Genomic DNA, 25,199 nt, shown 5'->3' with positions numbered 1-25,199 from the left:
GGTTGACCCCATGCGCCTCAAGCTTGGCCGGCCCGACCTGACGGATTACGAGCGCTACTTCGACACGCCGCCGGCGACCGCGAGGACGCCGCTGACGGTCACCTGGGCGGGCGTCACGACGCTGCACATCGACGACGGCGAATCGGCGATCCTGACCGACGGCTTCTTCTCAAGGCCCGGCCTGCTCGAGGTCGGCATGCGGAGGCTGTCACCGTCGCAACCGCGCATCGACGGGTGCCTCGCCCGCCTGCGAATCGACCGGCTGGAAGCCGTCCTGCCCGTGCACACCCATTACGACCACGCGATGGACAGCGCGGTCGTCGCCGAGCGGACCGGCGCTCACCTCGTCGGCGGGCAGTCGGCCGCACAGGTCGGACGCGGCCACCGATTACCGGAGGACCGCATCGTCATCGCCGAACCCGGCGCGCCCGTCGCCCTCGGTCCCTACGACGTCATGCTCTTCGAGGGGAATCACTGTCCGCCCGACCGGTTTCCGGGTGTCATCACCAGCCCGATCGTGCCGCCGGTCAAGGTGTCGGCATACCGGTGCGGTGAGGCGTGGTCCACGCTGGTGCACCACCGTCCGTCGGGTCAAAGCCTGTTGATCGTCGGCAGTGCGGGGTTCGCTCCCGGCGCGCTGGCCGGGCAGCGCGCCGACGTCGTGTATCTCGGGGTCGGGCAGCTCGGCTTGCAACCGGAGCGCTACCTGGAGGACTACTGGCGCGAGACCGTAGGCACCGTCGGAGCTCGCCGCGTGGTGCTCATCCACTGGGACGACTTCTTCCGTCCGCTGCATGAGCCGCTGCGTGCGCTCCCCTACGCCGCTGACGACCTCGACGTTTCGATGCGGGTGCTGTCGCGCCTGGCCGGCGGCGACGGTGTCGCTCTGCACCTGCCCACGCTGTGGCAGCCCGCCGACCCGTGGAGCTGATTGCGTCTGCGGCCGCGCTGGCGGTCGTGCTGGTCTTCGCGGTAGCCCGCCCGCACAGGTGGCCCGAGGCCGTCGTCGCCGTCCCGGTCGCGGTGCTGCTGATCGCGGCCGACATCGTCTCACCACGTGAGGCGGTGCAAGAGGTTGGCCGACTGTTGCCGGTGGTCGGGTTTCTGGCGGTGGTGCTGGTGCTGGCGCGGCTGTGCGCGGACGAAGGGGTGTTCCGCGCCGCGGGCGCGGCGATGGCCCGCGCCGCCGACGGCAGCCAGAGTCGTCTGCTCGCAGGGGTATTCGCGATAGCGGCGGCAACGACCGCGATCTTGAGCCTGGATGCGACGGTGGTGCTGCTGACACCGGTGGTGCTGGCGACCGCCCGGATCCTGTCCGTTCCGGCCAGGCCACACGCCTATGCCACGGCGCACCTGGCCAACAGCGCGTCGCTGCTGTTACCCGTATCGAATCTGACCAATCTTCTGGCGTTCACCGCTGCAGGGGTTTCGTTCCTCGGGTTCGCGGGGCTCATGGCGCTGCCGTGGCTGGCCGCAATCGCCGTCGAATTCGCGCTGCTGCGTTGGCTTTTCCGTCATGATCTGTCCGTCACGCCAGAGCCGGTGATGCAGGAGACCGTGCACGTACCGGTGTTCCCGCTCGTCGTGTTGGGGTTGACCCTGGGCGGTTTCGTCGTCGCATCGATGCTCGGATTCTCGCCGGCCTGGGCGGCGCTGGGCGGAGTACTGGTGCTCGGCGGGCGGAGCCTGGCCCGAGGCCATACGACCGTGACCCGTCTCGCCGCCGCCGCGGACGTGCCGTTCCTGGTGTTCGTGCTGTGCCTGAGCATTGTGGTCGACGCCGTGATGGTCAACGGCCTCGACACCGCGATGCGTGGCCTGCTGCCCGACGGTCAGGGCCTGCTCGCGCTACTGGGCATCGCTGCCGTCGCGGCGGTGCTGTCGAACATTGTGAACAACCTGCCCGCGGTTCTGGTGCTGCTGCCGTTGGTGTCGGCCACCGGGCCGGGGGCGGTGTTGGCGGTGCTGATCGGGGTGAACATCGGGCCGAACCTGACCTACGTCGGTTCGCTGGCCAACCTGCTGTGGCGCAGTGTCGTGCGCCGCGAGATGACAACAAACGCAACCGAATTCAGTCGGGTCGGGCTGTGCACGGTTCCGGCCACATTGGTTGTCGCGGTCACCGGCCTGTGGCTGGGACTGCGGGTGTCCGGGCTCTAGCTCCTGCGCTGGCGGGCGATCTCGGCGAGCACGACGCCCGCGGCCACCGACGCGTTCAGCGACTCGGTCGGCCCCGCCATCGGAATGGACACCACCGCGTCGCAGGTCTCGCGGACCAGCCGGGAAAGTCCCTTGCCCTCCGAGCCGACCACCACAACCATCGGTCCGGAGCCGTCCAGCTCGTCGACCGTGGTGTGCCCGTCGGCGTCCAACCCGACGATCTGCAGGCCCGCGTCGGCCCAACTCTTCAGCGTGCGAGTCAGGTTCGTGGCCCTGGCCACCGGCAGCCGAGCCGCGGCACCCGCGCTCGTGCGCCACGCGACCGCTGTCACCGAGGCCGATCGGCGCTGCGGGATGAGGACGCCGTGGCCTCCGAACGCCGCGACCGAGCGCACGATCGCACCGAGGTTGCGGGGATCGGAGATGTTGTCCAGCGCCACCAGTAGGGCCGAGGAGCCGTCCGCCGTCACCGCCGAGAGCAGGTCGTCCGGGTGGGCGTACTGATAGGGCGGAATCTGCAGCGCCACACCCTGATGCAGCCCGTTGGCGGCGATGCGGTCGAGGTCGTGGCGCGGCACCTCGAGAATCGAGATGCCCGCGTCGGCGGCGATCTGCACCGACTCGGTCAGCCGCTCGTCGGCCTCTGCCCCCAGCGCGACGTAGAGCGCCGTCGCGGGCACGTGCGCGCGCAGGCATTCCAGGACGGGGTTGCGTCCGAGAACGATCTCGGTGTCGTCGGTCTTCTTGGTCTGCCGGCGCGCCTGCGATTTGGCGGCCTTCGCCGCGCGCTTGGCCGCCGGGTGGTTGGGACGCATGTGCGCGGGAGGGGTGGCGCCGCGGCCCTCGAGCCCGCGGCGGCGCACACCGCCCGAGCCGACCGTCGGCCCCTTCTTGGTGCCCGGTTTGCGGACCGCGCCCCTGCGCTTCGAATTGCCGGCCATCTACTTGGTGTGCCCGTCGAGCAGCGTCCACTGCGGACCGTCGGCGGTGTCGGTGACCTCGATTCCGGCCTCCTTCAGGCGGTCCCGGATCGCGTCGGCCTCGGCCCAGTCGCGTCGCGCACGCGCATCCTCGCGCCGCTCGACCTCCGCCCGCACCAGCACGTCGACGGCGGCCAGCGCCGCCGAGGTCTCGTCCTTGGACTCCCAACGCTCGTCGAGCGGATCGGCGCCGAGGATTCCCATCATCGCGCGGATCGACATCGCCTGGGTCAAGGCGGTCTCGTGGTCGCCGGCGTCGAGCGCGCGATTGCCCTCGGCCCTGGCGGCGTGCACCTCGGCCAGCGCGATCGGCACCGCGAGATCGTCATCAAGGGCCGCGGCGAATTTCGGCGTCCACTCGCCCGGCACGACGGCGCCGACGCGGTGGCGGACGCGATGCAGGAAGTCCTCGATGCCGGTATAGGCCTTCGCGGCGTCCTGCAGCGCCGTCTCGGAGAACTCCAGCATCGACCGGTAGTGCGCGCTGCCGAGGTAGTAACGCAACTCCGCCGCCCGGACACGTTGCAGCACAGCGGGAATCGCGAGCACATTGCCCAGCGACTTGCTCATCTTCTCGCCGCCCATGGTTACCCAGCCGTTGTGCAGCCAGTAGCGGGCGAATGTGTCGCCGGCCGCCTCGGCCTGAGCGATCTCGTTCTCGTGGTGCGGGAATACCAGATCCATACCGCCGGCGTGGATGTCGAACTCCGCGCCCAGATAGGCCTCGCACATCGCGACGCATTCGGTGTGCCAGCCCGGCCGCCCGCGACCCCACGGCGTCGGCCACGACGGTTCACCGGGTTTGGCGCCCTTCCACAGGGTGAAGTCGCGCTCGTCGCGCTTGCCCTTGGCGGCGCCCTCGCCCTGATGGACGTCGTCGATCTTGTGGCCGGACAGCTTCCCGTACGCCGGCAGGCTGAGCACGTCGAAGTAGACGTCGCCGTTACCGACGTAGGCGTGGCCCCGCTCGATCAGCCGCTCGATCAGCTCGACCATCTGGGTGATGTGCCCGGTTGCGCGCGGCTCGGCGGACGGCGGGAGCACGCCGAGCGCGTCATACGCGGCGGAGAAGGCGCGTTCATAGGTGGCGGCCCACTCCCACCAGGGCCTGCCGGCGTCGGCGGCCTTGTTGAGGATCTTGTCGTCGATGTCGGTGACGTTGCGGATGAACGCGACGTCGTAGCCCTTGGCCATCAGCCAGCGGCGAAGCACGTCGAACGCGACTCCGCTGCGCACATGCCCGATGTGCGGTAGACCCTGAACGGTGGCGCCGCAGAGGTAGACCGAGGCGTGACCCGGCCGCACGGGAACGAAATCGCGCACAGCACCGGTCATGGTGTCGTGCAGTCGCAGATCGGTCACGCTCCGACCGCCCGAATCTTCGCCCCATTCACGAAGCGCCAGCTTACAGGCCTAATCGCGCTCGACCACCAACGCGGTCGCGATCGCCGCGAGACCCTCGCCGCGACCGGTCAGACCCAGCCCATCGGTGGTCGTCGCGCTGACCGACACGGGGGCGTCGAGCAAGTCGGTGAGGATTTTCTGGGCCTCGCCGCGGCGCGGGCCGACCTTGGGCCGGTTGCCGATGACCTGGACGGCGGCGTTGACCACCCGGAAGCCCTGCCCTGAAATGAGCCCGCGGACATGCCGGAGCATGTCCGCGCCGCTGGCGTCGCGCCACTCGTCGCGATCGGTTCCGAAGATCTCGCCAAGATCTCCGAGACCGGCCGCGGAGAGCAGCGCATCACACAGCGCGTGCGCCGCCACATCGCCGTCGGAGTGGCCAGCGCAGCCGTCCGCCCCCTCGAAGCGCAGACACAGCAACCAGCAGGGCCGTCCCGCCTGGATGGGGTGTACGTCGGTGCCGAGCCCGACCCTTGGCAGGCTCGTCATCGGCTTCAGGAAGCGGCGGCCAGTGCCTCGTCGAGGATGGTCGCGGCCTTCTCGTCATCGGTGTTCTCGGCGAGAGCGAGCTCGCCCACCAGGATCTGCCGCGCTTTGGCCAGCATCCGCTTCTCACCCGCCGACAGACCACGCTCCTGATCGCGTCGCCACAAGTCGCGGACAACCTCGGCGACCTTGTTCACGTCACCCGAGGCCAGCTTCTCGAGATTGGCCTTGTACCGCCGCGACCAGTTGGTCGGTTCCTCGGTATGGGGGGCGCGGAGCACCTGGAAAACCTTGTCCAGGCCCTCCTGTCCGACGACGTCGCGCACCCCGACATACTCTGCGTTCTCGGCGGGCACTCGAACCGTGAGGTCACCCTGGGCGACCTTCAAGACGAGGTATTCCTTCTGCTCGCCTTTGATGGTCCGGGTTTCGATCGCCTCGATTAACGCAGCACCGTGGTGGGGATAAACAACGGTGTCTCCGACCTTGAAAATCATCAGTTTCGAGCCCCTTTCACACTCCAATGCTAGCACGGTGCCCAGACGGGGGTGGACCAACGGTGCAGGTCAGGGGCACCTCGGGTGAACACTGGGGGTTGACACGTCAGCGAATACGTGCATGTCTCGGGTGTCCGGGAGATGCCGACGGGGTAGCTGGCGCGGGCCGTTGATCAAGGGGTGGTGGCACTTCCGCGGTAGCTGCTGGCGCGTTCCTGGCGGCTCGCCGGACCTCAGCTACCGCCGCCAGCACGCACCTACTACTCTGCATAGTCGAATCCCGCGACCGATCGGATCGGTCGCCTCGACGGCCGAGCAGGAGGCAAAAGTGGACCGCTTCAAACTGGCCGCCTGCGGGCTGGCCGCCGCCTTTGTCGTCGGCGGGGCGCTCGTCGGCTGCGGTTCCGGACAGGTCTCGCAGATGGCCACACAGGAGCCGGCGGTCAACGGCACGAGCGCGAACGTCGGCGAGATCGCGTTGCGCAATGTGCACGTGCGGGCCGAGCAGGTGACCGACTTCGTCCGGCCGGGCAAAGACGTCGAGCTGATCTTCGTTGCGGCCAACAACTCGCCGGATCAGGCCGACAAGCTGGAGTCCATCACCTCCGACGTCGGCACCGTATCGCTGACCGGCGACACCACCGTGCCGGCGGGCGGCATGCTCACCGTCGGCGCCCCCGACGGGCAGATCACCCCGCTGGAGAGCGTCGAGGCCGCCGAGGCCGCTGAGGCGAAAGTGGCCCTGTCCAAGCCGATCACCAACGGCCTGACGTACGACTTCACGTTCAAGTTCGAGAAGGCCGGCGAGACCACCGTGCGGGTGCCGATCTCGGCAGGCGAGACGCCGCGGCGCGGCGGAGCCGTCGAAGCAGGCAGCCACAGCGGCGGGGGGCACTGAGCCCAAGTCGGCGACACGAGCGCTCGGCACTGAGTTTCTGTCGGCGCTGACGGCTACCGTCACAGCGTGGCCAAAGGTGGCGCCAAGGCGCGCTCGCAGTACCGATGCTCGGAGTGCCACCACATCACGCTCAAATGGGTCGGTCGTTGCCCGGAGTGCGGCACCTGGGGCACTGTCGACGAGGTAGCCGTCCTGTCCGCGGTGGCCGGCTCCGGCACGCGACGCTCGGTCGCCCCGTCCTCCGCGGCCGTACCGATCAGCTCGATCGACCCGGGCCGCACCCGCCACTTCCACACCGGCGTCGCGGAACTGGACCGGGTGCTCGGTGGCGGACTGGTTCCCGGATCGGTCACGCTGCTCGCCGGCGACCCGGGCGTCGGCAAGTCGACGCTTCTGCTGGAGGTCGCGCACCGATGGGCCTCCGCCGGTAAACGCGCGCTGTACCTCTCGGGCGAGGAGTCCGCGGGGCAGATCCGCATGCGGGCCGAACGTACCCGCTGCACGCATGACGAGGTGTATCTCGCTGCGGAGTCGGACCTGGCCACCGCGCTCGGACACATCGACGCAGTGCAGCCCAGCCTGGTGGTGGTCGACTCCGTCCAGACCATGTCGACCACCGAGGCCGACGGCGTCACCGGCGGCGTCACGCAGGTGCGGGCGATCACCACCGCACTGACCATGGCCGCCAAGACATCCGGCGTCGCGATGATCCTCGTCGGACACGTCACCAAGGACGGCGCGATCGCAGGCCCGCGGTCGCTCGAGCATCTTGTCGACGTCGTGCTGCACTTCGAGGGTGACCGCGCGTCGTCGCTGCGAATGGTCCGCGGCATCAAGAACCGGTTCGGTGCGGCCGACGAGGTGGGCTGTTTTCTGTTGCACGACAACGGGATCGAGGGGGTGGCCGACCCGTCCGGCCTGTTCCGCGACCAGCGGCCCGAACCCGTTGCGGGGACGGCGATCACGGTCACCCTCGACGGCAAGCGCCCGTTGATCGGCGAGGTGCAGGCCCTCATCGGGGCGCCTGCGAATGGAAACGCACGCCGTGCCGTGAGCGGAATCGACTCGTCGCGCGCCGCGATGATCACCGCGGTACTGGACAGGCACGCGGGCATGTCGGTCGGAGCGCACGACATCTACCTGTCGACGGTGGGCGGGATGCGGCTGACCGATCCGTCGGCGGATCTGGCGGTCGCGGTCGCCATCGCGTCGTCGAAGATGAACCTGCCGATGCCCGCGGCCGCGGTCGCCATCGGCGAAGTGGGCCTAGCCGGCGATCTGCGCCGCGTCACCGGGATGGACCGTCGGCTGGCCGAGGCGGCCCGGCTCGGCTTCACCTCGGCGGTGGTGCCGCCCGGCGTGAGGTCGGTACCGGCCGGCCTGCGGGCGATCACGGCCCACGACATCGGCTCGGCATTGCGGGTTTTGCGCGACATCAGCAAAGATCAGCAAAGATAGAGCCAATGACGGCCGATCCTAGGGAGGGGCGATGGCCGTGAAGTCGGGTGGAAGATCGGGGCGCACGGTGGTGCCGCTGGCGCGGCCCACCATGCGCGAGACGATCGCCAGGTTGGCGCCGGGGACAGCACTGCGTGACGGCCTGGAACGAATACTGCGCGGCCGTACCGGTGCACTGATCGTCATCGGCTACGACGAGAGCGTCGAGGCCATCTGCGACGGCGGCTTCTCCCTCGACGTCCGTTATGCGCCGACGCGCCTGCGCGAGCTGTCGAAGATGGACGGCGCCGTTGTGCTCTCCAGCGACGGCGCCCACATCCTGCGGGCCAACGTCCAACTGGTGCCCGATCCGTCGATTCCTACCGAGGAGTCCGGAACCCGGCACCGCTCCGCCGAACGCGCGGCGATCCAGACCGGCTACCCGGTGATCTCGGTCAGCCACTCGATGAGCATCGTGACGGTCTACGTCGCAGGCGAGCGACATGTCATCCCCGATTCGGCGACGATCCTGTCGCGCGCGAACCAGACGATCGACACGCTCGAGCGCTACAAGACCCGCCTGGACGAGGTCAGCAGGCAGCTGTCGACGGCCGAGATCGAGGACTTCGTCACGCTGCGCGACGTCATGACCGTGGTGCAGCGGCTCGAGATGGTTCGCCGGATCAGCCTCGAAATCGATTCGTATGTGGTCGAACTCGGCACCGACGGCCGGCAGCTCAAGCTTCAGCTCGACGAGCTCGTCGGTGACAACGACACCGCCCGCGAGCTCATCGTGCGCGACTACCACGCGAACCCCGACCCGCCGTCGGCCGCGCAAGTCAGCGCCACGCTCGATGAACTCGACGGGCTCTCCGACAGCGAGCTACTGGACTTCACCACCCTGGCGCGCGTCTACGGCTACCCGTCGACGATCGAGGCGCAGGATTCGGCGATGAGCTCGCGGGGTTATCGGGCGATGGCCGGCATCCCGCGCCTGCAGTTCGCGCACGTCGACCTGCTGGTGCGTTCGTTCGGCTCGCTACAGGGCCTGCTGGCGGCCAGTGCGGGCGACCTGCAGTCGGTCGAGGGCATCGGCTCGATGTGGGCGCGCCACATCCGGGAGGGTCTGTCCCAACTGGCCGAGTCTACGATCGCCGACCGGCTGGCGTAGGGCCGCGCCGAGCCTTAGTTCGGTACGGGTCCCGGCGGCGGGGCCTGGCCACCGCCGTGGTCCGGGGACTGCGGGGCGGCGAGGATGAACGGCACCGTGGCCGACCTGAGATTGCCGAGCTGAACGACCAGGTTGTAGGTGCCCGGACCGATCGGCTGGCGCGGCAGCGGACAGCCGGGCGCCGAACCCATGCCGGTCCAGGTGACCTCGGTGGTCACCTGCTCACCCGGCTGGAACGTCTTGACCAGCGTCTCGTTCGACGGCGCACAGTCGAGGTTGGACCACAGCCGGGCGTTGTCCAGCGAGTAGACGTAGGCGGCCAACACCGCGGCGCCGACGTCGCGCTTGCAGCCGACGAGCCCGATGTTGGTGACGACCATCGTGAACTTCGGCTGCTCGCCGACGACGTACTGCGGTTGGTTCGTGATGCCCTTGACCGCCAGCGTCGAGTCGGGGCAGTCGTCGCCCTCGTTGAGGACCGGTGGCGGCGCGACGGCGGCCGTCGGCGTCGGTGTGGGAGCCGGTGCGTCCTGCGCCGGCGGCTGCACGGGCGTCTTCACCTCGGGGTTCTCTCCCGGCAACGGCGTCGGGGCGCCTGCCGCCGTCGGGGCGGGCGTCTCGGCGCCCTTCGTGTCGGTGCCCCCGGTGTTCTTCACGACCACGACCACGATGGCCGCGATCACGCCGATCACGAGGACCGCTATGCCCAACGCCAGTGCCCTGCGACGCCAGTAAATCTGCGTCGGTAGCGGGCCATGCGGTTCCAGATCCAGCACAACTTCACGGTAAGGCCAGGTCATGCCTTATCGGTCGAGGTCGCCCGGCGTGTCGCCCCTCAGCCTTCGCCGATGTCGCCGAGATGGTCCCGCAAAACCACCTGACCGTCGGCGAGGTGATAGGTGACGCCGACGATCGCCAGGTCCCCGGACGCCACCCGTTCCGACACCGTTGTCGAACGGGCCAGGAGTTGAGCGCCGGTCTCGCTGACGTGGCGGGCCTCGAACTCATCGACCCGGGACAGGCCGTCTCGGCGGCCCAGAAGGATCGACGGCATCACCCGTTCGACGATGTCGCGCACGTAGCCGCCGGGCACCTGGCCCTCGTCGAGCGCGCTCAACGTCGCCTTGACCGCACCACAGCTGTCGTGGCCGAGCACCACGACCAGCGGCACGTCGAGCACCGCGACCGCGTATTCGATGGAACCCAGCACCGCCGAATCGATCACATGCCCGGCGGTGCGGACCACGAACATGTCACCGAGACCCTGGTCGAAGATGATCTCGGCCGCCACGCGGCTGTCGCCGCAGCCGAACACCACCGCAGTCGGCTTCTGGGAGCCGGCCAGGCTGGCGCGGTGCTCGACCCCCTGGCTGGGGTGCACGGGCTTACCGGCGACGAAGCGCTCGTTACCCTCTTTGAGTGCTTTCCACGCGGTCACTGGGCTGGTGTTCGGCATGACGGACATTGTGCCCCAGTTGGTTGATTGGTATGCGCGCGACCAGCGAGATCTTCCGTGGCGCCGGCCTGAGGTCACGCCGTGGCAGATATTGGTCAGCGAATTCATGCTGCAGCAGACGCCGGTTGCGCGGGTCGAGCCGGTCTGGCGGGCGTGGGTTCAGCGCTGGCCCACGCCGTCGGCGACCGCGGCGGCCAGCGCCGCAGACGTCCTGCGAGCTTGGGGCAAGCTCGGCTATCCACGCCGTGCCAAGCGATTACACGAGTGTGCGACGGTGATCGCCGAGCGCTACGACGACGTTGTCCCCGCCGACGTCGACACGCTACTGACCCTGCCAGGGGTCGGCGCCTACACCGCGCGAGCCATCGCCTGCTTCGCCTATCGCGATCGTGTTCCGGTGGTCGACACGAATGTCCGGCGGGTGGTCGCCCGCGTGGTGCACGGGAGGGCCGACGCCGCAGCCTCGTCGTCGCCGCGTGACCTCGCCGACGTCGAGGCTCTGCTTCCCGAAGACGGACTGGCGCCGACATTTTCGATCGCGCTCATGGAATTGGGTGCGACGGTGTGCACCGCCCGCTCCCCGCGCTGCGGGCTGTGCCCGCTGAGCACGTGCGCGTGGCGCTCGCGCGGATTTCCCGCGTCCGACTCACCGGCGCGGCGCGTCCAACGTTATGCGGGCACCGACCGTCAGGTTCGCGGCCGGCTGCTGGACGTGCTGCGCGACAACGAATCTCCCGTCACCAGGGCACAACTGGACGTCGCGTGGTTGACGGACACGGCACAACGGGACCGCGCGCTGGACTCGCTTCTTGTCGACGGACTCATCGAGCAGACCGCCGACGGCCGGTTCGCGCTGGCAGGCGAAGGCGGCTGAGGACGGCGGGTCAGGCCGATGCCATCTCGCCGGGCTCGGATTCCTCTGTGCTGCAGGAGAACCGGCGACGGTAGTCCGAGGGCGTCACTCCGATGACCCTGCGGAAGTGATGCCGTAGCAGCGTCGCGGTGCCGAAGCCGCTGCGCTCGGCGATCCGGTCGACGTCGAGGTCGGTCTCCTCCAGCAGCGTGCGGGCGTAGAGCACACGCTGATCGGTCACCCACTGCATGGGCGTGCGGCCGGTCTCTTCCACGAACCTGCGCGCGAAGGTGCGCGCCGACATGTGCGCGCGGGCAGCGAGCGTCGCCACGGTGTGCGGCTTGTCCAGGTTGGTGAGGATCCAATCAAGATGCGGCGCAAAGCGTTCCGAACATCGCGTCGGGATCGGCTGGTCGATGTACTGGCGTTGGCCACCGTCCCGTTGGGGTGGCACGACCATGCGTCGCGCGATCTTGTTGGTCACCTCGCTGCCGAGTTCGCGGCGTACCAGGTGCAGGCACGCGTCGATGCCCGCCGCGGTTCCCGCGCTGGTGATCAGGTTTCCGTCGTCGACAAACAGCACGTTGCGGTCGACCTTGGCCGTCGGATACCTGCGAGCGAGATCGTCGGCGTGCATCCAGTGCGTCGTGCACGGCCTGCCGTCGAGGAGACCCGCGGCGCCCGCGACGAACGCGCCGGAGCACACCGTGAGGATGATCGACCCCGACTCGGCGGCGGCGCGCACCGCGGCCAGCGCCGCGGGCAGATACTCCGATCCGCCGATCGCCGGGATCGCGACCAGGTCCGCCCCCATGAGGTCGTCGAGGCCGTGGTCGGGCGTCAGGCTCGCGCCGACCGATGTCCGAAGCGGCTCACCCGGAACCGGACCGCAGACCTTGAAGTCGAAGTTGGGCACGCCGTCGCCGGAGCGGTCGATGCCGAAGACCTCGCAAATCACGCCGAACTCGAAGATCGCAAGATCGTCCAGGACGAGCGTCGATACGCTCTTGAGAGACATGGCAGCATTTTATCTCATTGTGTCATTACTGCCACTGTTGGCCGGATTTTGTCGCGCGAATGATTACTGCCATGACCACTGTACTGCTACTCCTGATCCTGGTTTCTCCGCTGTTGGTGGCCTGTGCCCTGGCCTGGGCCGCACACCGCGTCGGGGATCTCCGACTGCACCGTGACCAGTTCCGCATGGCCGCGCCGATGGCCGGCCGGGTGTTCGACAGCGATCGCGACATGTGGCGCATCGAGCACGACCTCGATGCGATACGCACCCGCTTCGAGCGGCAGCCCGCCTGGCCCTCCTCAGGTGCGGTCGGGGAGCGTCGTTAGGAAAGCCTCGACCGCCCCGCGATAGGCGTGCGGCGCATCGTCGTGGATGAGATGGCCGGCGTCGGGCACCCGCAGATACGTGGTGTTGGGGCGGGCCTCGGCCATCCGGGCCATCTGTCCCGGCGGGGTGACCGAATTGCCCGCCTCGAGCAGGAGTGCGGGCGCCCGGACGGCCTCCCACTCGCGCCAGTAGTCCCGGGTCCCCCATTCTGCGGCGATCTCGATCCACATTTCCGGAAGCCCATGCAGCCGCCAGCCGCCTTCCGTGCGGTCGAACGCCTCCAGAAAATACTGTCCCGCCACCGGGCCGAACTCGTCGTAAACACGTTGGGCGGAATCGAATTCGACGGGAAGCGCATGAAGCCACGGTTCCCACGGCCCGGTGGTCCGGCCGCGGAAGTCCGGCGCCATGTCCTCGACCACCAACGCCTCCACGAGGTCGGGTCGCGTCGCTGCCAGGCACCACGAATGCAGTCCGCCCATCGAGTGTCCGATCATGACCGCGGGCTGGCCGAGCGTCGCCACCGCGTCGCCCAGGTCCTCGACGAACCGCTCGGTGCTGATCGGCGGGGCGTCGTCGGCGTCGCGGCCGCGGTGCCACGGCGCGTCGTACGTGTACACCTCGCCATGCCGGGTCAGCCACGGCAGCTGGCGCGACCAGGTGCTGCCCCGCCCCATCAGGCCGTGCACCAGGACGAGCGGCCTGCCCCGGCCGCCGCGGTGAGTGAGTGGGGCCCCGCCGCCCCCTGCGGACTGCATCCCGACATCATCGTGCCTCCGGTGCGCCGCGGTGCGTTCGGTAGCCTGATGCGCATGCCCAGCCAGAATCCCGTGGTGAAGATCAACGCGATCGAGGTCCCGCCCGACGCCGGTCCTGAACTGGAGAAGCGGTTCGCACACCGGGCGCACGCCGTCGACAATCAGCCGGGTTTCCTCGGCTTCCAGCTGCTGCGGCCCATCAAGGGTGAGAACCGCTACTTCGTGGTGACGCAGTGGGAGTCCGAGGAGGCCTTCCAGGCCTGGGCGACAGGCCCGGCCATCGAAGCCCACAAAGGCCAGCAGGCCAACCCGGTGGCCACCGGTGCGTCGCTGCTCGAGTTCGAGGTAGTCCTCGACGTTGCGGGTGCCGACAAGTAGGGCCAGGCTGAAGGCTCGCCGGGCGCTCGGGCTGACGGTCGTCGCGTCGCTGGTCGTCGGCCTCGCCGGTTGCTCGAGGATGGAGCCGCCGGCCGCCGACGCCGCTTACGGCACGCCCATCGAGATCAACACGCCCCAGGGGCTGAGGGCCAAACAGACGCTGGACATGCTCAACTCCGACTGGCCGATCGGTCCGGTCGGAGTCCGGACGATGGCCGTGCCCGAGAGGGTCGACGAGATCACGGCGAAGCTCGACCGGATCTGGTGGGACCGCCCGTTCACCGTGACCGACGTGGAGATCCGCGCCGGACAGGCCGAGGTCGGGGTGCTGACGTCGTACGGCGTCGCGCAGGAGATCGATTTGCGCACCAACGATGCGGGCATGGTCGACCGGTTCGACGTGTCTCTCCGGCCGCCCGACATCGGCGACTGGTCGGACGTCGACGCCGAGCTGACGAAGTCCGGGGCACGCTACTCGTATCAGGTATCCAAGGTGGACGACTCGAAATGCGATGTGGTCGCCGGTACCAACACCGAGATGTCATTGCCCTTGGCGTCGATCTTCAAGCTCTACGTGCTGCTCGCCGTCGCGGAGGCGGTGAAGGCGGGCACGCTGAAGTGGACCGATCCGCTGACCATCACGAAGCGGGCCAAGGCCGTCGGGTCCGCAGGCCTCGAGGAACTACCTCCCGGGTCCCGAGTTTCGGTGAGAACCGCTGCGCAGCAGATGATCTCGGCCAGCGACAACATGGCAACGGATCTCCTCATCGAACGCGTGGGCACGGATGCGGTCGAGCGGGCACTGGTCTTGGCGGGCCACCACGACCCGGGCAGCATGACGCCGTTCCCGACCATGCACGAACTCTTCTCGGTCGGATGGGGACGACCTGATCTGCGCGAGCAGTGGCGGCTGGCGGTCGAGAAGGGTGGCCCGCAAGGCCGCGCGCAGCTGCTCCGGCAGACGAATTCCCGCCCCTACGAACCGGATCCGCAACGGACCCACTCGCCGGCGTCGAACTACGGGGCCGAGTGGTACGGCAGCGCAAGCGACATCTGCCGCGTACACATCGCGCTGCAGAAGGCCGCGGTGGGTGAAGCCGCGCCGGTCAAGGACATCCTCGCCGCGATCCCCGGCATCGACCTCGACCGGTCGAAGTGGGGTTACATCGGCGCCAAGGGCGGAAACCTGCCCGGCGACCTCACGTTCAGCTGGTACGCCGTCGACCACACGGGCCAGCCGTGGGTGGTCAGTTTCCAGTTGAACTGGCCGCGGTACCGCAGCCCCACCGCCGCGGGATGGTTGTTGTCGATCGTGCGGCAGGCGTTCGACCTGGTGCCGATCCGCTAGTCACCGGTTCGACCGCTCAGGCCCAATTAGCGGTTCGACCGCAGTGTCCACGCGTGGCCACGAAAGTGCATCACCGTCCGGCTCACCGGCGCAACATCGATGCGCCAGAACGACTTCGGCGGCGCGTCGAGCGCGATCAGGATCGCGGCACGGATCACCGCCGGATGCGTCACCGCGACGAGCCGACTGCGGGTGTTGGCCACCGAGTCCATCCAGTCGCGGACCCGGTCGATGAGGTCGACCACCGACTCGCCGCCGTGCGGCGCCTGCGCGGGCTCGGTCAGCCAGATCGCCAGGTCGGCGGGCTGGACCCCGCCCAGCACGTCACCACGCCACCTGCCGCAGTCCAGATCGGCCAGCCGTGCGTCCACGTCGGCCTGCAGGCCGAGCAGTTCGGCGGTCTGCCTCGTGCGCTTCTCGGGACCGCACACCGCCGCGTCGACGACACCGAGGTCGATGGACGCGTCGACCTGCCTGTGGCCGACGGAGTTCAACGGCTCGTCGGTGGGGAATCGTCCGGCCGACATCGCATCGGTCAGCGCGTGCGATACGAGCGTCAGCCGGACGACCTCACTCACGCAGCGATGCTCTCCCGCCGCTTCTCGTCGAGCAGACGCGAGACCATCGCACCGAACACCAGCGCGATCGTCGCGTACATGACGAGCTGCGTTCCCAGCGAGAACAGCCGGAACTCGTAGAGATCGTCAGCCGGAAAGCCTTCGTAGACGATGTTTCCCGCACTGTCGGTCAGCGGGCCCGGTGTCTCGTCGATGGTCGGCAGGATCAGCATCACGACCGCGATCGCCGCGATGTAAGACCCGGCGGCCACCAAGGTCGCGTTCCACGCTCCCAGGCGCTCGACCAGCCGTCGGCCGAGATACACCGCCCCCACCAGCAGGGCCGCCGACAGCACGACCAGCAGCAGGTACAGCAGCGTGCGTTGACGGATCGTCTCGTCCAGGCTCACCGCGGGTGGGCTCGCCGGGTACTTCAGCGCGGGAACGACGTAGAGGCTCAACAACATTCCCGCCGCCACGTAAACCGACAACAGGCGCGCCGAGACGTTGCCGACGCGCCCGTACGTCACCGCGAACGCGACGCTGAACAGAGCCGCGATCGCGATGCTGAAGGCCAGCACGCCGAACCCCATGCCGACGTTCATCTGCACGCCGCGGGTGAAGCCCTCGACACCGTCGTGGTGGTGACCGGCGTGTGCGGCGCCCTCCATCGCCTCGTGTGCGGCGCCGACGCCCTCCTCGTAACCGATCGCCCGCTCGATGACCGGTTCGACGAAGATGCGGGCGAAGACGAACGCGAATACTCCAGCCAGGGCGCCGGCCAAAAGGCCGCGCCCGATGATCTGCTTTTCCATTGTGTTGTCGGTCCCCCGCGGATCAGTGGCAGGGGAAGCCGAGCAGATGGCGTGCGTCGTGAACGAACTCGTGCACGACCGTGCTGTTGCCGAACACCGATGTCGCACCCTGGTCCAGCCCGACGAAGTAGAGGGCGAGGAGGGCGAAGAACGCGGTCAACGCCAACCACATCACCGCCTTGGCTGCGGAGAAGTCCAGCGCGGGCGCAAGGCTCTTACGGGCCTCGGGTGAGGTCATGTCGGTGTCCTTTCCGGGATTTCGCGTCCCGATTCCACAGGCGACGGCGAGCGTCGGGTCTGACTTGACACAGTGGCGCGACCGTTCTGGATTCTCACCAGATTCCTTCGCCCGCCGATAACATCGCACATCCTATCCACTCGGTCCAGCGGTGGCGGGGCGAGACGGAAAACGGGCGGTACCCGATTGGGTACCGCCCGTCCTCGTGAGCGTGATGCCGGCGCTATTCGGTCGCGCCTGCCGCGCCCGCCGCACCGGCCTGAGCCAGATCCGGCTCGGCCACCGGCGCCGGTTTCTTGGTGCCCTTGAACGTGAACACCGCGTCCTCGCCGGCGCTTTCGCCGTCCCAGTTGTCGACGTCGACCGTGACGAGCTGACCGGGGCCGATCTCCTCGAACAGGATCTTCTCCGACAGCTGGTCCTCGATCTCGCGCTGGATGGTGCGCCGCAGCGGCCGCGCGCCGAGCACGGGGTCGAACCCGCGCTTGGCCAGCAGTGCCTTGGCCTTGTCCGTCAGCTCCATCGTCATGTCCTTGGCCTTGAGCTGGTTGGACACCCGGCCGATCATCAGGTCGACCATCCGGATGATCTCGTCGCGGGTCAGCTGGTGGAAGACGATGATGTCGTCGATGCGGTTGAGGAACTCCGGCCTGAAGTGCTTCTTCAGCTCGTCGTTGACCTTCTGCTTCATCCGCTCGTAGTTGTTGTCGCCGCCACCCTGGGAGAAGCCCAGCCCGACCGCCTTGGAGATGTCGGACGTGCCCAGGTTCGACGTGAAGATCAGCACGGTGTTCTTGAAGTCGACTGTGCGACCCTGACCGTCGGTTAGGCGGCCGTCCTCGAGAACCTGCAACAGGCTGTTGTAGATCTCCTGGTGCGCCTTCTCGATCTCGTCGAACAGCACGACCGAGAACGGCTTGCGCCGCACCTTCTCGGTGAGCTGGCCACCCTCCTCGTAGCCGACGTAGCCCGGAGGGGCACCGAACAGCCGCGAGGCGGTGAAGCGGTCGTGAAACTCGCCCATGTCGATCTGGATGAGCGCGTCGTCGTCGCCGAACAGGAAGTTGGCCAGCGCCTTGGACAGCTCGGTCTTACCGACACCGGATGGGCCGGCGAAGATGAACGAACCGGACGGACGCTTCGGATCCTTCAGGCCGGCGCGGGTACGCCGGATCGCCTTGGAGACGGCCTTGACGGCGTCCTCCTGGCCGATGATCCGCTTGTGCAGCTCCTCCTCCATGCGCAGCAGCCGAGTCGTCTCCTCCTCGGTCAGCTTGAACACGGGGATGCCGGTCCAGTTGCCGAGCACCTCGGCGATCTGTTCGTCGTCGACCTCGGCCACGACGTCGAGATCACCTGAGCGCCACTGCTTCTCACGTTCTGCGCGCTGCGCGACGAGTTGCTTCTCCTTGTCACGCAGGCTGGCCGCCTTCTCGAAGTCCTGCGCGTCGATCGCGGACTCCTTCTCCCGGCGGGCGTCGGCGATCTTCTCGTCGAACTCGCGCAGGTCTGGCGGTGCGGTCATGCGCCGGATCCGCATCCGGGCCCCGGCCTCGTCGATCAGGTCGATCGCCTTGTCCGGCAGGAACCGGTCGTTGATGTAGCGGTCGGCCAGCGTGGCAGCCGCGACCATCGCCGAATCGGTGATCGAGACGCGGTGGTGCGCCTCGTACCGGTCGCGCAGACCCTTCAGGATCTCGATGGTGTGCTCGACGGTGGGCTCGCCGACCTGGACCGGCTGGAACCGCCGCTCGAGCGCGGCGTCCTTCTCGATGTACTTGCGGTACTCGTCGAGTGTGGTCGCGCCGATGGTCTGCAGCTCGCCGCGAGCCAGCTTCGGCTTCAGGATCGACGCGGCGTCGATCGCGCCCTCGGCGGCACCCGCACCCACGAGCGTGTGCAGCTCGTCGATGAACAGGATGATGTCGCCGCGGGTGTTGATCTCCTTGAGCACTTTCTTCAGCCGCTCTTCGAAGTCACCGCGATACCGGCTGCCCGCCACCAGCGACCCGAGGTCGAGGGTGTAGAGCTGCTTGTCCTTGAGCGTCTCCGGGACCTCGCCGTGCACGATGGCCTGCGCGAGGCCCTCGACGACGGCGGTCTTTCCGACGCCGGGCTCGCCGATCAGCACCGGGTTGTTCTTGGTGCGCCGGCTCAGCACCTGCATCACCCGCTCGATTTCCTTCTCGCGGCCGATGACCGGGTCGAGCTTGCCCTCCATCGCGGCCGCGGTCAGGTTGCGGCCGAACTGGTCGAGCACGAGCGAGGTCGACGGATTGCCCGCCTCACCACCGCGGCCGCCCGTGCCGGCCTCCGCGGTCTCCTTGCCCTGATAGCCCGACAGCAGCTGGATGACCTGCTGGCGCACGCGGGTGAGCTCGGCGCCCAGCTTGACCAGCACCTGGGCGGCGACGCCCTCGCCCTCACGGATGAGACCGAGCAGGATGTGCTCGGTGCCGATGTAGTTGTGGCCGAGTTGCAGCGCCTCGCGGAGGCTGAGCTCCAGCACCTTCTTGGCGCGCGGGGTGAACGGGATGTGGCCCGACGGCGCCTGCTGGCCCTGGCCGATGATCTCCTCGACCTGGCTGCGCACGCCTTCGAGCGAGATGCCCAGCGACTCCAGCGACTTGGCCGCTACACCTTCACCCTCGTGAATAAGTCCCAACAGGATGTGCTCGGTGCCGATGTAGTTGTGGTTGAGCATCCGGGCCTCTTCTTGAGCCAGGACGACGACCCTGCGGGCACGGTCGGTGAATCTCTCAAACATCGGTGGTTACCTGCTCTCCTCAATAGGTCGGTGCCATGCGTGCCCAACGGTCTCGAGTAACGCACCGCACCACCGTCCACTCTAGTGGGCATCTACGCGCCACGTCCCGCCCGCCGGTCTGCTCTAAGCGGACACCCGAGGCATCGACGCGCACGGGGTCGAATACCCGCCGCTATGGGAGAGCAACGCATCGATGGGCCGATTCGTTTCCTGATCCGGCGGCGGCGGCTTCGCGGCTAGCGAACGCGCGGCGACCGAGCCAGTGACGACCGCCGCTATGTGGCGGCGTGGAAGGCGTCGATCACATCGGCGGGAATGCGCCCGCGGGTGGACACATTGTGCCCGTTGCGGCGCGCCCATTCGCGGATCGCGGCGCTTTGCTCGCGATCGATCGCCGCGCGCCCACGGCCCGAGCCTGCGGCGCGCCCGCGCCGGCGACCGCCGACCCTGCGACCGGCCTCGACCCACTGCTTGAGGTCATTGCGCAGCTTTGCCGCGTTTTTCGAAGAAAGATCGATCTCGTAGGTCACCCCGTCGAGGCCGAATTCAACGGTCTCGTCGGCCGCACCTTCGCCGTCGAAATCATCGACCAAGGTAACGGTAACTTTCTTCGCCATTTAATACGCCCTTCTAAGCGATCACAGGACCGCTGTAAAGTATCCAACTCGGCCCCAATGTGCCATATTTGTGTGCGCTATACAACAAGTCTATCGGTGCCGAGTATAGGCGCGGGTTCAGTTGCCGTGGCGACGAACAATCGGGAACAAAACAGTCTCCCTAATCGACAAGCCCGTCAGGGCCATCAGCAATCTGTCGATACCCATTCCGGTGCCTGTGGACGGTGGCATCGCGTACTCGAGGGCCGCCAAGAAATCCTCGTCGAGAACCATCGCCTCGTCGTCGCCGGCGGCCGCCGCCTTCGCCTGGGCTTCGAACCTCTCGCGCTGGATTACCGGGTCTATGAGCTCGGAATATCCGGTGGCGAGTTCAAATCGCCTTATGTACAGATCCCATTTCTCGGTGACGCCTTCAACGCTGCGGTGCGGGCGCGTGAGCGGCGTCGTCTCGACGGGAAAGTCGCGGACGAACGTGGGCGCCCACAACGTGTTCCCGACCGTGTGCTCCCAGAGTTCCTCGACCAGTTTTCCGTGGCCGTAGCCCCGATCGCGCGGGATCTCGACGCCCAGGCGATCCGCGATGGCCCACAACTTCTCGGCGGGCGTTTGAGGGGTGATCTCCTCCCCCAAAGCCCCCGACAGTGACGGATACATTTCGACGGACTGCCATTCGCCGTCGAGGTCGTACTCGGTGCCATCGGGCAATGGCACCACCCGTGTTCCGATAGCTTCGTCGGCGACTTCTTGAATAAGCTCTCTGGTGACGACGGCGGAATCGTCGTACGTACCGTAAGCCTGATAAGTCTCGAGCATCGCGAATTCCGGAGAATGCGTGGAATCCGCACCTTCGTTTCTGAACACGCGATTCAACTCGAAGACACGCTCGAATCCGCCGACCAGCGCGCGCTTGAGAAACAGTTCCGGGGCGATACGCAGATATAGATCCGCATCGAGCGCATTGGAGTGCGTCACGAACGGTCGCGCCGCCGCACCGCCGGCGAGTGTCTGCAGCATCGGCGTTTCCACTTCGAGAAATCCACGCCTTTCCAATGCCGACCGCACCGCGCGGACCACCGCCACCCGCTGACGGGCAATGGTCCTGGCCTCCGGGCGCACGATGAGATCGACGTAGCGCTGCCTGACCCGCGCCTCTTCGCTCATTTCCTTGTGGGCCACCGGCAGCGGTCGCAGGGCTTTGGAAGCCATTTGCCAGGAGTCGGCGAGCACGGAGAGCTCTCCGCGACGGGAACTGATCACCTCACCGCGCACGAAGACGATGTCTCCGAGGTCGACATCGGCCTTCCACGCGTCCAGGGATTCCTGCCCGACCTTGTTCAGGCTGATCATCGCCTGCAGCTGGGTGCCGTCGCCCTCCTGCAGCGTGGCAAAGCACAGCTTCCCGGAGTTCCTGGCGAACATCACCCGCCCGGCCACCCCCACGATCTGACCGGTCTCGGTGTCGGCGGGCAGGTCCGGATAGGCCGCACGAATCTCGGCGAGGGAATGTGTGCGCGCGATCTCCACCGGATAGGGTTCACGCCCCTCGGCGAGCAGGCGCTCACGCTTGGCCTGACGGATCCGGTATTGCTCCGGAACGTCGGCTTCGGATGTCGCGTCCGCGGCCGGGGTGGTGCGGGGCGGGTGGGGTTCGGTCACGTCGTGCCAGCCTAAATGACGCGGATTCGGGCGCCGCCGGTGCGCCGAACGCAGCCAGCTATACCGGGATGCCCTTCTTGAGCCGGCCGCGGTTGCTGTCGCGGTTGCGCTCGAACACCAGCCGCAGTCCGTCGAGGGTGAGATGCCGGTCGTAGTGCTGCACCGTGTGCAGGTCCGGGAGAACCAATGGGGCGCCGTGCCCGGTGGCGACCACGGTGACGTCGTCGCCGTCGAAGCCGTCGACGTCGTCGCGGATGCGGGTCACCAACCCGTCCACCAGCGCCGCGAACCCGAAGACCGCGCCGGCCTGCATGCACTCGACCGTGTTCTTGCCGACGACCGACCGCGGCCGGGTCAGCTCGACCCGGCGCAGCGCCGCTGACCGTGCGGCAGCCGCGTCCGAAGACACCTGCACCCCGGGCGCGATGGCCCCGCCGAGGAACTCACCCTTCGCCGAGACGACGTCGACGCAGATCGACGATCCGAAGTCCACGACGATGGCCGCCGTTCCGTACTTGTGGAAAGCGGCCAGGCAGTTGACGATGCGGTCGGCGCCGACCTCCTTCGGGTTGTCGACGAGCAGCGGGATGCCGGTCCGCACACCGGGTTCGATGAGAACGTGCGGCACCGACGGCCAGTACTGTTCGAGCATCACGCGGACCTCGTGCAGGACCGACGGGACGGTCGACAGCCCCGCGGCGCCGGTGAGGTGCTCGGCGTCGTCGCCGATCAGGCCGTCGATGGTGAGCGCGAGTTCGTCGGCCGTCACCTCCGACTCGGTGCGGATGCGCCAGTGCTGCACGACTTTCGCGTGATCTGCGGTGCCCGATACCAGACCCACGACGGTGTGGGTGTTACGGACGTCGATGGCTAGTAACACGTGCTCACCGCGGAGACATCAACTCGGCCGCGTCGGCCGGTACGAAGGCCGGATCGTGCCCGAGGTCGATCTGCTTGTTGTCGGCGTCGACGAACACGATCCGCGGCTGGTAGGCACGGGCTTCGGCATCCTCCATGGTGCCGTAGGCGATCAGGATCACCAGATCGCCGGGGTGCACGAGATGCGCTGCCGCGCCGTTGATCCCGATGACGCCGCTGCCGCGTTCACCGGTGATCGCGTACGTCACCAGCCGTGCGCCGTTGTCGATGTCGACGATCGTCACCTGCTCACCCTCGAGCAGGTCGGCCGCCTCCATCAGGTCGGCGTCGATGGTCACCGACCCCACGTAGTGCAGATCGGCCTTGGTGACCGTGGCGCGGTGGATCTTCGACTTCAGCATTGTCCGTAACATCAGTTCCTCCAAGGAAGTTCGTGCTCGTCGAACGCGACGTCCGGGCCGGGCCCGGACGGTACTCCGATATCTATGGCGATGTTGTCCAGCAGCCTGGTGCGGCCCAGCCGGCCGGCCACCAACATGCGGGCCGCCCCCAACTCCGGTGCGGGGCCCAGCATCGGGTCCCGCACCTGCAGGTAGTCGACCTCGATCGCGGGCACCTCGTCGAGCACCGCACGCGCGGCGTCCAACGCAGCCGCGGCCCCTTCGCCCGCCGCGTACATGCCCGCCAACAGTGCCGCCGACAACGCACCCGCATGTTCGCGCTGCTCCGCGTCCAGGTAGCGGTTGCGCGACGACATCGCCAGGCCGTCGGCCTCGCGCACGATCGGCACCCCGACGATCCTGGTGTCGACGTTGAGGTCGGTGACCATCTGACGGATCAGCGCCAGCTGCTGGTAGTCCTTCTCCCCGAAGAACGCGCGGTCGGGGTGCACGATGTTGAAGAGCTTCAGCACGACAGTCAGAACACCCTCGAAATGTGTTGGGCGAGCGCCACCCTCGAGCTCTGCGCCGAGCGGTCCGGGGTGCACCGACGTGCGTGTGCCGTCCGGGTACATGTCGTCGACGGTCGGGGTGAACGCGATCTCGACGCCCTCGGTGCGCAGGGCGGCCAGATCGTCGTCGAGCGCGCGCGGATACGCGTCGAGGTCCTCCCCCGCGCCGAACTGCAGCGGATTGACGAAGATGGACACCACGACGACGGCCCCTTGGACCCGCTTGGCGGCGCGGATGAGCGCGAGGTGACCCTCGTGCAGGGCGCCCATCGTCGGGACCAGCATCACCCGGCGGCCGGTGGCGCGCAGCGCCCGGGTGACCGCGGAAACGTCGGAGGGCTTCGCGTAGACGTTCAGCTCACCCGCCGTGAACTGCGGTTTGCGCGCCGTCGTCATCGCCCGCTCCCCAGCTGACGCGTCGGCCCGCCGTCGTCGGCGAGCACGGCGACCACGTCATCCGGGGCGTGCGCACGCAGTGCGGTGCGCAGCGAGTTCGCCCGATATGCCTGTGCCAATTCGGGATTCACCTCCGTCAGAGCCTCCAGATGACGTGCGACGGCCGCCGCGTCCCCGCGTGCCACCGGTCCGGTCAGCGCCGCCTGGCCACGTTGCAGCGCGTTCTCCAGCGACGCGCGCGCCAGCGGGCCGATGACCCGCTCGGCGAGGCCACCCGGCGCGTCACCGACCAGCTCCTGGCCGAGCAGCTCCTGCCCCCACAACGCCGAGCGCAGGGCCTCGACCGCGTCGAGCAGAACGGTCACCACGTGGTTGCTCGCGTGCGCCAGCGCCGCGTGATACAGCGTGCGCGCGTCCTCGCGGACCCGGAACGGCTCGCCGCCGATCTCGAGCACCAGCGACTGGGCGATCGCGTAGCCCACTTCGTCGGCGGCGGTCACGCCGAAGCAGGTGTCGGGCAACCGCTCGATGTCCTCGTCGGTGCCGGTGAAGGTCATCGCCGGGTGGATCGCCAGCGGTATGCAGCCCTGCTCGGACAGCGGCGCCAGCACACCGATGCCGTTGGCGCCTGAGGTGTGCGCGACGATCGTGCCCGGCCGCACCGAGCCTGTCGCGGCCAGACCGGACACCAAGCCCACTAGTTCGGCGTCGGGGACGGCGAGGAGCAGGAGCTCGGCACGGCCGGCCACCTCGTCGACCGGGAGCACCGCGGTGTCGGGCAGCCGGCGCTGGGCGCGGTCGCGTGACTCGCGGGAGATGGCGCTGCAGCCCACCACGACGTGTTCGGCGCGCTCGAGCGCGACGCCGAGCGCCGAACCGACGCGACCTGCGGAAATGATGCCGACAGTGAGCCGCGCCGGCCGGAATCCGCCGGGTGGGGTCCCCATGAGAACCTCGCTGAGAGTTGATGCGTGTCGTTCCGGTCCTGCGATGCGGGTACCGGACGGTCGCTACGAGGTTAGCTCACTCCTCGCGGCGTCGGCGACGCCCGCCCGGTGTGGGGCTCGCCTGCAGCCGGGCCAGCAGTTCGGCGACGGACTGTCCGGCGGTGTCGGTGTCGTCGGCGCTGCGGTGCCTGCGGCGTTCGGGGG

General features: G+C 68.1%; 27 protein-coding genes and 1 pseudogene. 9 read left to right on the top strand and 19 right to left on the bottom strand.

Going from position 1 to position 25,199, the window contains the following annotated elements:
* Positions 1–10 precede the first annotated feature (10 nt).
* Entirely contained in the window at positions 11–931 is a 921-nt protein-coding gene (locus A5752_RS11210) for an MBL fold metallo-hydrolase (RefSeq protein ID WP_067085152.1), read from the top strand.
* Positions 922–2,160, top strand: coding sequence for an SLC13 family permease (locus A5752_RS11205; protein WP_067085151.1), 1,239 nt, complete (start codon positions 922–924; stop codon positions 2,158–2,160). The genes A5752_RS11210 and A5752_RS11205 overlap by 10 nt, the downstream gene beginning before the upstream one ends.
* On the opposite strand, the gene rlmB is transcribed toward A5752_RS11205, so the two are convergent.
* Genes rlmB through carD form a run of 4 tightly spaced genes read right to left on the bottom strand, consistent with a single transcriptional unit; the run spans position 2,157 to position 5,527 of the window.
* Positions 2,157–3,101: a 23S rRNA (guanosine(2251)-2'-O)-methyltransferase RlmB gene (rlmB, locus tag A5752_RS11200; RefSeq protein WP_067085149.1), complete on the bottom strand. Its 945-nt coding sequence runs from the start codon at positions 3,099–3,101 to the stop codon at positions 2,157–2,159. The genes A5752_RS11205 and rlmB overlap by 4 nt on opposite strands.
* The gene (gene cysS, locus A5752_RS11195) at positions 3,102–4,502 is read right to left on the bottom strand and encodes a cysteine--tRNA ligase (protein ID WP_067085148.1); all 1,401 of its coding nucleotides are present in this window, start codon (positions 4,500–4,502) and stop codon (positions 3,102–3,104) included.
* Between the two features lie 51 nt (positions 4,503–4,553).
* Positions 4,554–5,033, bottom strand: coding sequence for a 2-C-methyl-D-erythritol 2,4-cyclodiphosphate synthase (ispF, locus tag A5752_RS11190; protein ID WP_067085146.1), 480 nt, complete (start codon positions 5,031–5,033; stop codon positions 4,554–4,556).
* 5 nt (positions 5,034–5,038) lie between these two features.
* Complete coding sequence (gene carD, locus A5752_RS11185) at positions 5,039–5,527, bottom strand: RNA polymerase-binding transcription factor CarD (RefSeq protein WP_003888533.1); 489 nt, start codon at positions 5,525–5,527, stop codon at positions 5,039–5,041.
* Between the two features lie 328 nt (positions 5,528–5,855).
* Here carD and A5752_RS11180 point away from each other — a divergent pair, with 328 nt between their 5' ends.
* The 3 genes from A5752_RS11180 (at position 5,856) to disA (ending at position 9,033) form a co-directional block, all read left to right on the top strand.
* Positions 5,856–6,425, top strand: coding sequence for a copper chaperone PCu(A)C domain-containing protein (locus A5752_RS11180; RefSeq protein WP_067085144.1), 570 nt, complete (start codon positions 5,856–5,858; stop codon positions 6,423–6,425).
* A gap of 66 nt (positions 6,426–6,491) precedes the next feature.
* Entirely contained in the window at positions 6,492–7,883 is a 1,392-nt protein-coding gene (gene radA, locus A5752_RS11175; protein ID WP_067085142.1) for a DNA repair protein RadA, read from the top strand.
* Between the two features lie 31 nt (positions 7,884–7,914).
* Positions 7,915–9,033 carry a DNA integrity scanning diadenylate cyclase DisA gene (gene disA, locus A5752_RS11170; protein WP_067085140.1) on the top strand — a complete coding sequence of 373 codons (1,119 nt, stop codon included), beginning with the start codon at positions 7,915–7,917 and terminating at the stop codon, positions 9,031–9,033.
* 14 nt (positions 9,034–9,047) lie between these two features.
* On the opposite strand, the gene A5752_RS11165 is transcribed toward disA, so the two are convergent.
* Both A5752_RS11165 and A5752_RS11160 read right to left on the bottom strand, forming a co-directional pair.
* Positions 9,048–9,809: a hypothetical protein gene (locus A5752_RS11165; RefSeq protein ID WP_067085139.1), complete on the bottom strand. Its 762-nt coding sequence runs from the start codon at positions 9,807–9,809 to the stop codon at positions 9,048–9,050.
* Positions 9,810–9,868: 59 nt separating this feature from the next.
* Positions 9,869–10,489 carry a carbonic anhydrase gene (locus A5752_RS11160; RefSeq protein WP_067085137.1) on the bottom strand — a complete coding sequence of 207 codons (621 nt, stop codon included), beginning with the start codon at positions 10,487–10,489 and terminating at the stop codon, positions 9,869–9,871.
* Between A5752_RS11160 and A5752_RS11155 the strand changes: the two genes are divergently transcribed.
* Positions 10,488–11,363: an iron-sulfur binding domain-containing protein gene (locus A5752_RS11155; RefSeq protein WP_067085172.1), complete on the top strand. Its 876-nt coding sequence runs from the start codon at positions 10,488–10,490 to the stop codon at positions 11,361–11,363. The genes A5752_RS11160 and A5752_RS11155 overlap by 2 nt on opposite strands.
* A 10-nt stretch (positions 11,364–11,373) precedes the next feature.
* Here the strand turns inward: A5752_RS11155 and A5752_RS11150 are convergent, their stop codons facing one another.
* The gene (locus A5752_RS11150; protein ID WP_067085135.1) at positions 11,374–12,360 is read right to left on the bottom strand and encodes a GlxA family transcriptional regulator; all 987 of its coding nucleotides are present in this window, start codon (positions 12,358–12,360) and stop codon (positions 11,374–11,376) included.
* A 71-nt stretch (positions 12,361–12,431) separates the two neighbouring features.
* On the opposite strand from A5752_RS11150, the gene A5752_RS11145 reads away from it, so the two are divergent.
* Positions 12,432–12,686, top strand: a complete 255-nt coding sequence (locus A5752_RS11145) for a hypothetical protein (protein ID WP_067085134.1) — start codon at positions 12,432–12,434, stop codon at positions 12,684–12,686.
* Here the strand turns inward: A5752_RS11145 and A5752_RS11140 are convergent.
* On the bottom strand, positions 12,660–13,445 hold the full coding sequence (locus tag A5752_RS11140) for an alpha/beta fold hydrolase (protein WP_067085132.1): 786 nt from the start codon (positions 13,443–13,445) through the stop codon (positions 12,660–12,662). The genes A5752_RS11145 and A5752_RS11140 overlap by 27 nt on opposite strands.
* 54 nt (positions 13,446–13,499) lie before the next feature.
* Between A5752_RS11140 and mhuD the strand changes: the two genes are divergently transcribed.
* Both mhuD and A5752_RS11130 read left to right on the top strand, forming a co-directional pair.
* Entirely contained in the window at positions 13,500–13,823 is a 324-nt protein-coding gene (gene mhuD, locus A5752_RS11135) for a mycobilin-forming heme oxygenase MhuD (RefSeq protein WP_064348188.1), read from the top strand.
* Entirely contained in the window at positions 13,810–15,171 is a 1,362-nt protein-coding gene (locus tag A5752_RS11130) for a serine hydrolase (protein WP_231983384.1), read from the top strand. The genes mhuD and A5752_RS11130 overlap by 14 nt, the downstream gene beginning before the upstream one ends.
* 26 nt (positions 15,172–15,197) lie before the next feature.
* On the opposite strand, the gene A5752_RS11125 is transcribed toward A5752_RS11130, so the two are convergent.
* The 11 genes and pseudogenes from A5752_RS11125 to A5752_RS28285 all read right to left on the bottom strand — a co-directional run.
* Positions 15,198–15,749 (bottom strand): histidine phosphatase family protein, encoded by a 552-nt coding sequence (locus A5752_RS11125; protein ID WP_067085130.1) that lies wholly within the window; start codon positions 15,747–15,749, stop codon positions 15,198–15,200.
* Positions 15,746–16,543 carry a CbtA family protein gene (locus A5752_RS11120; RefSeq protein ID WP_067085129.1) on the bottom strand — a complete coding sequence of 266 codons (798 nt, stop codon included), beginning with the start codon at positions 16,541–16,543 and terminating at the stop codon, positions 15,746–15,748. Before A5752_RS11120 ends, A5752_RS11125 begins: the two co-directional genes overlap by 4 nt.
* Positions 16,544–16,565: 22 nt before the next feature.
* Positions 16,566–16,781 carry a CbtB domain-containing protein gene (locus A5752_RS11115; protein ID WP_067085127.1) on the bottom strand — a complete coding sequence of 72 codons (216 nt, stop codon included), beginning with the start codon at positions 16,779–16,781 and terminating at the stop codon, positions 16,566–16,568.
* Positions 16,782–17,004: 223 nt separating this feature from the next.
* Positions 17,005–19,548, bottom strand: coding sequence for an ATP-dependent protease ATP-binding subunit ClpC (gene clpC1 / locus A5752_RS11110; protein WP_067085126.1), 2,544 nt, complete (start codon positions 19,546–19,548; stop codon positions 17,005–17,007).
* A 275-nt stretch (positions 19,549–19,823) separates the two neighbouring features.
* Positions 19,824–20,165, bottom strand: coding sequence for a histone-like nucleoid-structuring protein Lsr2 (gene lsr2, locus A5752_RS11105; RefSeq protein WP_067085124.1), 342 nt, complete (start codon positions 20,163–20,165; stop codon positions 19,824–19,826).
* A gap of 117 nt (positions 20,166–20,282) precedes the next feature.
* A complete protein-coding gene (gene lysS, locus A5752_RS11100; protein WP_067085122.1) occupies positions 20,283–21,821 on the bottom strand; it encodes a lysine--tRNA ligase in 1,539 nt (512 codons plus the stop codon).
* A gap of 58 nt (positions 21,822–21,879) precedes the next feature.
* Positions 21,880–22,701, bottom strand: coding sequence for a type III pantothenate kinase (locus A5752_RS11095; protein WP_067085121.1), 822 nt, complete (start codon positions 22,699–22,701; stop codon positions 21,880–21,882).
* A gap of 4 nt (positions 22,702–22,705) precedes the next feature.
* Positions 22,706–23,113 (bottom strand): aspartate 1-decarboxylase, encoded by a 408-nt coding sequence (gene panD, locus A5752_RS11090; RefSeq protein ID WP_067085119.1) that lies wholly within the window; start codon positions 23,111–23,113, stop codon positions 22,706–22,708.
* Positions 23,113–24,048 carry a pantoate--beta-alanine ligase gene (gene panC, locus A5752_RS11085; protein WP_067085118.1) on the bottom strand — a complete coding sequence of 312 codons (936 nt, stop codon included), beginning with the start codon at positions 24,046–24,048 and terminating at the stop codon, positions 23,113–23,115. Before panC ends, panD begins: the two co-directional genes overlap by 1 nt.
* On the bottom strand, positions 24,045–24,995 hold the full coding sequence (locus tag A5752_RS11080; RefSeq protein WP_067085116.1) for a Rossmann-like and DUF2520 domain-containing protein: 951 nt from the start codon (positions 24,993–24,995) through the stop codon (positions 24,045–24,047). The genes panC and A5752_RS11080 overlap by 4 nt, the downstream gene beginning before the upstream one ends.
* Before the next feature lie 76 nt (positions 24,996–25,071).
* Positions 25,072–25,199 (bottom strand): annotated as a pseudogene (locus A5752_RS28285) (DUF6779 domain-containing protein); the annotation flags it as partial.

It is taken from the genome of Mycobacterium sp. 852002-51961_SCH5331710, assembly GCF_001665535.1.
GTDB lineage: Bacteria > Actinomycetota > Actinomycetes > Mycobacteriales > Mycobacteriaceae > Mycobacterium.
This window is presented reverse-complemented; position numbering and strand designations above follow the sequence as displayed.

What these genes read in the sequence shown, in the direction of transcription:
- carD (WP_003888533.1), bottom strand. Translation starts at nt 5,527, where the DNA reads ATGATTTTCAAGGTCGGAGACACCGTTGTTTATCCCCACCACGGTGCT.
- A5752_RS11155 (WP_067085172.1), top strand. Translation starts at nt 10,488, where the DNA reads ATGACGGACATTGTGCCCCAGTTGGTTGATTGGTATGCGCGCGACCAG.
- panC (WP_067085118.1), bottom strand. Translation starts at nt 24,048, where the DNA reads ATGACGACGGCGCGCAAACCGCAGTTCACGGCGGGTGAGCTGAACGTC.
- A5752_RS11145 (WP_067085134.1), top strand. Translation starts at nt 12,432, where the DNA reads ATGACCACTGTACTGCTACTCCTGATCCTGGTTTCTCCGCTGTTGGTG.
- A5752_RS11115 (WP_067085127.1), bottom strand. Translation starts at nt 16,781, where the DNA reads ATGACCTCACCCGAGGCCCGTAAGAGCCTTGCGCCCGCGCTGGACTTC.
- disA (WP_067085140.1), top strand. Translation starts at nt 7,915, where the DNA reads ATGGCCGTGAAGTCGGGTGGAAGATCGGGGCGCACGGTGGTGCCGCTG.
- ispF (WP_067085146.1), bottom strand. Translation starts at nt 5,033, where the DNA reads ATGACGAGCCTGCCAAGGGTCGGGCTCGGCACCGACGTACACCCCATC.
- A5752_RS11120 (WP_067085129.1), bottom strand. Translation starts at nt 16,543, where the DNA reads ATGGAAAAGCAGATCATCGGGCGCGGCCTTTTGGCCGGCGCCCTGGCT.
- A5752_RS11160 (WP_067085137.1), bottom strand. Translation starts at nt 10,489, where the DNA reads ATGCCGAACACCAGCCCAGTGACCGCGTGGAAAGCACTCAAAGAGGGT.
- panD (WP_067085119.1), bottom strand. Translation starts at nt 23,113, where the DNA reads ATGTTACGGACAATGCTGAAGTCGAAGATCCACCGCGCCACGGTCACC.
- lsr2 (WP_067085124.1), bottom strand. Translation starts at nt 20,165, where the DNA reads ATGGCGAAGAAAGTTACCGTTACCTTGGTCGATGATTTCGACGGCGAA.
- A5752_RS11150 (WP_067085135.1), bottom strand. Translation starts at nt 12,360, where the DNA reads ATGTCTCTCAAGAGCGTATCGACGCTCGTCCTGGACGATCTTGCGATC.
- clpC1 (WP_067085126.1), bottom strand. Translation starts at nt 19,548, where the DNA reads ATGTTTGAGAGATTCACCGACCGTGCCCGCAGGGTCGTCGTCCTGGCT.
- A5752_RS11210 (WP_067085152.1), top strand. Translation starts at nt 11, where the DNA reads ATGCGCCTCAAGCTTGGCCGGCCCGACCTGACGGATTACGAGCGCTAC.
- rlmB (WP_067085149.1), bottom strand. Translation starts at nt 3,101, where the DNA reads ATGGCCGGCAATTCGAAGCGCAGGGGCGCGGTCCGCAAACCGGGCACC.
- A5752_RS11140 (WP_067085132.1), bottom strand. Translation starts at nt 13,445, where the DNA reads ATGCAGTCCGCAGGGGGCGGCGGGGCCCCACTCACTCACCGCGGCGGC.
- A5752_RS11080 (WP_067085116.1), bottom strand. Translation starts at nt 24,995, where the DNA reads ATGGGGACCCCACCCGGCGGATTCCGGCCGGCGCGGCTCACTGTCGGC.
- mhuD (WP_064348188.1), top strand. Translation starts at nt 13,500, where the DNA reads ATGCCCAGCCAGAATCCCGTGGTGAAGATCAACGCGATCGAGGTCCCG.